Raw genomic sequence first — 5,773 nt, 5'->3', positions numbered from 1 at the left:
ACAATGTCACGGTTTTCTTTCGCATATGCCACCAAATCCTCCGTTTCCTCCAAGAGGTCGGAGATCTTTCGGTGTACTCGGGACAGCGCAGCCAGGTAGTCCGAATCGTTGCGCAAGGAAAGGCGATCAATAACTTCTCCGATGGGCCTGACCGGTTTGGTGCAATACCGTTCCAAAACTTCCTGGAACGGCAACTGGATCGTGCCCCGAATCTTGGCACCGCCTTCGGTGGCGTTAATGGTCGGGACCTGCGAAAAATTGACCAATGTCTCCATCCAAATCAGGAATTGTCGCCACAATTCCCGGGATTTCACCTTGCCGCCGTAATAGCCGTCCAAGTATACCGTCCGGTTGTGAAGCATCTTCTCATTATAAAGACTCTCCCGGATCTGCCAAGCCACCCGCTCGTCGACCTCATACTTTCCCAGGTTGTACACGGTATCCTCGCTGTGAGTCTTGCCGTCTTCCCCGTAGGCCAAGTCCTGCCCGATGAGCACCACCGGATTCCCGCCGAGGTAGACGGCCAACATGTAGCTCATATGGGCCACGGAATTACCGGAGACAAAGGTACCAAAGTCCCCCAAGGCAGAGATCAGAAACTCACTGTTGCTCAAATTTTCTTTGAAACAGGGCACGGCATACTTTGGCCAGGCAGGGAAAATTCTGGGATCTATAATGGTCAGTCCGAACAGCGCCGTCTCTTCAGGTATGTCAATGCCGCTGAGACTCAGGTCATAAGAATTGGGGCCCCGTTCCAGGATACAGACGATATCGGGTACGATACCGTTTCGCAGGAGAACTTTCAATGCCGATTCGGCACAAATGATCAGGCTTCTGCCTTTAGCCTGGCGCAAAAGGGGCAATTGTTTGTCCAGGGAAGGCCCGGAGGCCACACAAATGATGGGCACGCCGGCATAGGAAGCTTCCAAATCCCGCAGACGGGGAAGGGTCAAAATCATTTTCAAATTTTGCAGTTCGTTCCGGATCCCTTGCAGGGTATCGTCCAGATCATTCCCCATGTTGTAGACGTGATTCCTCAATGTTTCGAGGATCAAGTCAAAGATCTCATCGTAGTACTGCCGGTCCTTCCTCAAGGTGGAAAAACTCCGCAGCACCTCGGCCTGAAGAAAATAGAACCCCACTAAGGAATAAAGAAAATGTTTCAGGTGATCTGACGCGGCTTTTATGTCACCGCCGAACAAGACAAGCCGTTGAAGCCGATCTTTGAAATAAGGGCTGAGATCAACATCTTCGAGAAACGCCCGAACCAGCCGCATGTCTTTCTCGACGACGAACACCCAAGCCGTTTCCGTCTTCCTTTCTAAGATTCGCGTGATGACTTCGTAAGAACTAATGCCCAGAATTAGAAACCCGGTATTGTCGAAATTGACATCCCTCAATAGCACTTCCGCTTCATACGAGGGATCATAGATACTGGCAGAATAAAACTCTTTTCCCTGGTCGTCGGTGAACTTAAACACCTTCGATCCCTTTACGCGAATAAACTCCAGATCTGTGGTGTCCGCCGCTAGAAGCTTCCCCAATACATGTTGATTATATTCCGTCAAGTATTCGAGATTCCGTTCAAAGTACATGTCGCTTCCCCTTTTCGGCACCGGGAGCCAGTCCCGACTCTTGCTTCTAACTGACCCCTTCAGTCAAGATCAATTTTCGAAGGCTCTCAACCTGGGGATCAACTCATATTTGATCACATCTGCTACAAGGATATAATCCCGGTTTTCCAGACAGACCAAAAGAAGCTGTAACAACTGATTAATCTCCGTTACGCCTCCATGGAATGAAGCATCTGGCGGTCCTTCCCGTTTCAAAACCATGTCAATGTGTCGGGCCATATCTTCCATCATCCCCGCCGCTTCCCGCACCCGCAGGGCGTAAAACAGATCGGCTACTTGCTCCAAACTCCGAAACCCGCTTTCACCCGGCTCCATGTCCACGCCTGCTCCCTCTCATCACAAATGTTGGCAAGAGCCGGCCTCTGACAGAGGCCGGCTCAAGAAAAGGATACGTTAACGGAGCAGTTGGAGAACCCCTTGCGGCAGTTGGTTGGCCTGGGCCAACATCGCTTGAGACGCTTGGACTAGAATGTTCTGTTTCGTATAGTTCATCATCTCTTTCGCCATGTCCACGTCGCGGATTCGCGACTCTGCGGCAGTTAAGTTTTCGGACGCGGTCTGCAAGTTATTGATGGTGTGTTCTAACCGGTTCTGATAGGCACCCATGTTGGCGCGTTCCTTAGACACTTTATTAATGCCACTGTTGATATTTGCGATAATAGCTCCGATCGTCGAACCTACAGCAGACTGTTTAATAGTGGACAGCAGTAGTGTAGAAGCTTTTGCATTCAAAATTATGCTGCCCACCATCTTCCCAATGGTGAACTGGATCGTTTGGTTGCTATTGGCACCCACCTGAAATTTGAGCGTAAGGTTGCTCTTACTCAAGAGATTCATAGTGTTAAATTCCGTCTGGCTGGCAATACGGTTAATCTCTTTGTACAACTGTTGAATTTCACCGCTGATTTTTGCCCTATCTGAAGTGGTATATGTGCCGTTTGCCGCCTGAACAGCCAATTCACGCATTCTCTGTAAAATACTTCCAGTTTCATTGAGCGCGCCTTCAGCAGTCTGAATCAAGGAGATGCCATCTTGGGCATTGCGTTGAGCCTGATCCAAACCGTTAATCTGAGCACGCATTTTTTCTGAAATGGCTAGACCTGCCGCATCATCCCCGGCTCGGTTGATCCGGTACCCGGAAGATAACTTCTCCAGTGATTTCTGGAGACTGGTGGTGTTCGTCGTCAACCAGTTGTACGCATTCAATGCCGGCAAGTTGTGATTGATGATCACTTTTCTGTCACCCTCCTTAGTGGCGTTCGTCCCGGCCGCTTCCTTTCGTACCGGTGACCGACCGGCTGTCGGCCGCCAGCCAATCGGTCACTATGTAGATCGGCCACAACCTCGAATTCATTAACAGTTGAAGGCAGCGATTTTCGAGCCTTGCGTCACATGATCGGAGCGAATTGCACTGTATCTCTCACATACTCCAGTGCCACTTATACCGTCGGTTTGCTGTCTGATGCTCTTATCCGTCTACCTTCGTTCCATGCGATCTTTCCATACCGCAACGACCTCTTCAGCGTTCTGGGATCGTTCAGCGGCAGAACGGTTTTCTTCCAGAATTTGCATAAAAATTTCTTCCCGTAAAATCGAAACACCCCGCGGGGCTTCGATCCCGAGGCGTACAACATCTCCTCTCGTTTCCAACACCACAATGCGAACGTCCTCGCCAATCAGAATGGCCTCGCCGGCGCGGCGACTCAAGACGAGCACGACACACCAACCGCCTCACACTTCGAAAACAATGGATGACGAATACTGTACGGCGATTCCTGGGGCACCCACTGGATCCCCCGTTGCCTGGGCACGTCGATCACCAAGGGAGCCCGCAAATTCACGGTGGCCTCCCACGGGCTGTCGGGAACCCGGACGATAGCGAGAAGAGCGATGTCCTGGGGGTTGGCACCGGGAAGAAGTTTGTCAGGCAGCTCCGCCTCGTAGTCGGGAATGATCAGGAAGGGGTTCACCACCAGGAAAGTCGGAGCCTCCTCGTCAACGCCGACCAGATGAAACCATCCTTCCGCTTCTGGCACAGGTTGCAGGGAGAAGAGATGAGTCTCCGGAAACCCCGGAATCCCCTGGGCAAACTCAATTATCGGACAATTCCGGTCACCACGTTCGTTTTGCGCCACTCCAATCGGACAGTCATCCTCATGATGAGAGCATCGCGTCGCCATGCCCTTTCCTCCTGAAATCCAGTATGTGGGCGGCTCGGGGCCCATCGCCCCCCGCCGTCCCCGGTCGCGTCATCCGCCGTAATCAAGCGTACCGGTCCACCAGGACTCCCGGCAACGGAGGAGGGATAATTCGAAGGGACGGGTATCGCTGCATATAGACCTGCACTTCCCCCGGGCTGAATGTGATTTCCGGTCGGTGAATCACAGGATCGACAACCACCCGGCCGGGTTGCACCTGAATGATCACCCGGCCGGGGGTATACTGAAAATGGACCGACAACGGCTGCGGAACCAAGGCAAAATTCGTTTCCACCCGTCGGTCTTCGTAGCGCCGGGCCCAATCCACGATGGGGTTTCCTCCCTGTTCAATATGGCTGAACCGATCTCCCCACTGGGCGATTTCGCCGATTGCCTCCAAAACCGCCTGCCGGGCCTCATCCACCTGTTGCCGCATCCATTCCCCGACCGGCATCAGCCCCGCTTGAGCAAAGGCCTCGCTTTGATCAATTTCCAGCCGCCCCGGTATCCATTCGATGAGTGCTCTCGGCATCTCCTGATGCATGTTGAGTTCTGCAGGAGGACTCGTGATCACCAGCCGTTCAGGAATCCGATTTAAGCCGATCGAGGCAAAGGTCTGAACAAGTTGAATCTGCGGGATCACGGGCCATCCCCTTCCCCATCTAATCTCACGGCCAAATCCCGGACAGTTTGGCAACTTGGGGCGACTCTAATCCACTACTTCAAAAAGTCTACCAAACTCGGCATGAGCACCCGGGCGCCGACGGCCAGAGACGCCATGTGCACATTTTCCGCCGTTTTCAGGTCAATGGCCAGTTTCCCCATGTCGGCATCCTCGGTCTTCGAGAGCAGACCCTGTAAATTCTGCACCATGTCCGCCAAGCGATTTTGTGCCAGATCCACCCTGTTCGACCGTGCGCCCACGTCGGCCCGCACCTCCAGCATCTTGCTGTAGCGCGAGTCGATTTTGCCCAGGGCATCCTCGATCTTCGCCGTATCGTTCGTATTCAGCCCGTACCGCAGCTGCTTCAGGACGGAGAACACGTTGTCCGCCTCGCTTGGGGCTCCAAAAAAGCGACTGCCGGGCACATTGACGTCCAAGTGCACCCCGTCTCCGATGTCGTAAAGCACCTGGCCGTTGTTCGTTACCGACGTCTCAGGATTGTTTGGGTCATAGGGCGGTGTAGTGGTCGCCAGGCCGTTGAAAATATATTTCCCATTATATTGAGAGTTTCCGATGGTCACCATCTGCTGGAGCAGTTGGTCCACCTCAGACGCCAGGGCCTGTCGGGCATCCGGGGGTACCGTGTCCGACGCCCCCTCCACCGCCAGCTCCCGGGCCCGTTTAACCACGTCCCCGGCCTGGTTCATGACGGTATCCGTGTAATCGAGCCATCCCTTGGCCATGTCGGCGTTCTGCTGGTACTGGCCGTAGTAGGCAACCTGGGCCTTGTAACGCATGGTGAACCCCACACCGACGGGATCGTCCGCCGGCCGGTTGATCCGCTTGCCCGAGGCCGCCTCGTCCTGAAGCCGGCTCAGACGGCGATAATTGTTCTGCAAATCGAGCAAAAATTGCTGGGTGAGCATGCCCTGGGTGACGCGCACCGTCCTCTCTCCTTTCGCATCCCGCCGGAGACAAACACCGCCCTCTGCCGGGGCACGAGCCCGTCCACCGGACGGGTGCCGGCTGACCCTATGCAAAGACGGACGCCGGCTGACTCTATGCAAAGGCCGTCTCACCGGTCGGATACATTCACCGAACGCGCCGATTCAAACCTTTTATCGTCCCACCACCCCGGTGCCGTTAATCAGCTTGTCCAGCATCTGGTCGATGGCGGTCACCATCCGGGCCGAGGCCCCATAGGCCTGTTGGAACCGGATCATGTTCGCCATCTCCTCGTCAATGGATACCCCGGAGACCGACTGACGTTTGCCGTC

General features: G+C 54.2%; 8 protein-coding genes. All 8 read right to left on the bottom strand.

What is annotated here, in order from left to right:
• A partial coding sequence (locus K6T64_RS16140) for a motility associated factor glycosyltransferase family protein (RefSeq protein WP_288011110.1) occupies nt 1–1,595 on the bottom strand: 1,595 nt, incomplete at its 3' end.
• A gap of 69 nt (nt 1,596–1,664) precedes the next feature.
• Nucleotides 1,665–1,955, bottom strand: coding sequence for a hypothetical protein (locus K6T64_RS16135; RefSeq protein WP_288011109.1), 291 nt, complete (start codon nt 1,953–1,955; stop codon nt 1,665–1,667).
• A 72-nt stretch (nt 1,956–2,027) separates the two neighbouring features.
• Nucleotides 2,028–2,867 carry a flagellin N-terminal helical domain-containing protein gene (locus tag K6T64_RS16130; RefSeq protein WP_288011107.1) on the bottom strand — a complete coding sequence of 280 codons (840 nt, stop codon included), beginning with the start codon at nt 2,865–2,867 and terminating at the stop codon, nt 2,028–2,030.
• Nucleotides 2,868–3,110: 243 nt separating this feature from the next.
• Nucleotides 3,111–3,350 (bottom strand): carbon storage regulator CsrA, encoded by a 240-nt coding sequence (gene csrA / locus K6T64_RS16125; RefSeq protein ID WP_288011106.1) that lies wholly within the window; start codon nt 3,348–3,350, stop codon nt 3,111–3,113.
• Nucleotides 3,338–3,814, bottom strand: a complete 477-nt coding sequence (fliW, locus tag K6T64_RS16120; protein ID WP_288011104.1) for a flagellar assembly protein FliW — start codon at nt 3,812–3,814, stop codon at nt 3,338–3,340. Before fliW ends, csrA begins: the two co-directional genes overlap by 13 nt.
• A gap of 82 nt (nt 3,815–3,896) precedes the next feature.
• Nucleotides 3,897–4,475: a DUF6470 family protein gene (locus K6T64_RS16115; protein WP_288011102.1), complete on the bottom strand. Its 579-nt coding sequence runs from the start codon at nt 4,473–4,475 to the stop codon at nt 3,897–3,899.
• Between the two features lie 74 nt (nt 4,476–4,549).
• Nucleotides 4,550–5,440, bottom strand: coding sequence for a flagellar hook-associated protein FlgL (gene flgL, locus K6T64_RS16110; protein ID WP_288011100.1), 891 nt, complete (start codon nt 5,438–5,440; stop codon nt 4,550–4,552).
• A 174-nt stretch (nt 5,441–5,614) separates the two neighbouring features.
• The coding region (locus K6T64_RS16105) for a flagellar basal body rod C-terminal domain-containing protein (protein WP_288011112.1) at nt 5,615–5,773 on the bottom strand (159 nt) is incomplete at its 5' end.

The organism is Kyrpidia sp., from assembly GCF_023512215.1.
GTDB classification, from domain to species: domain Bacteria; phylum Bacillota; class Bacilli; order Kyrpidiales; family Kyrpidiaceae; genus Kyrpidia; species Kyrpidia spormannii.
This window is presented reverse-complemented; position numbering and strand designations above follow the sequence as displayed.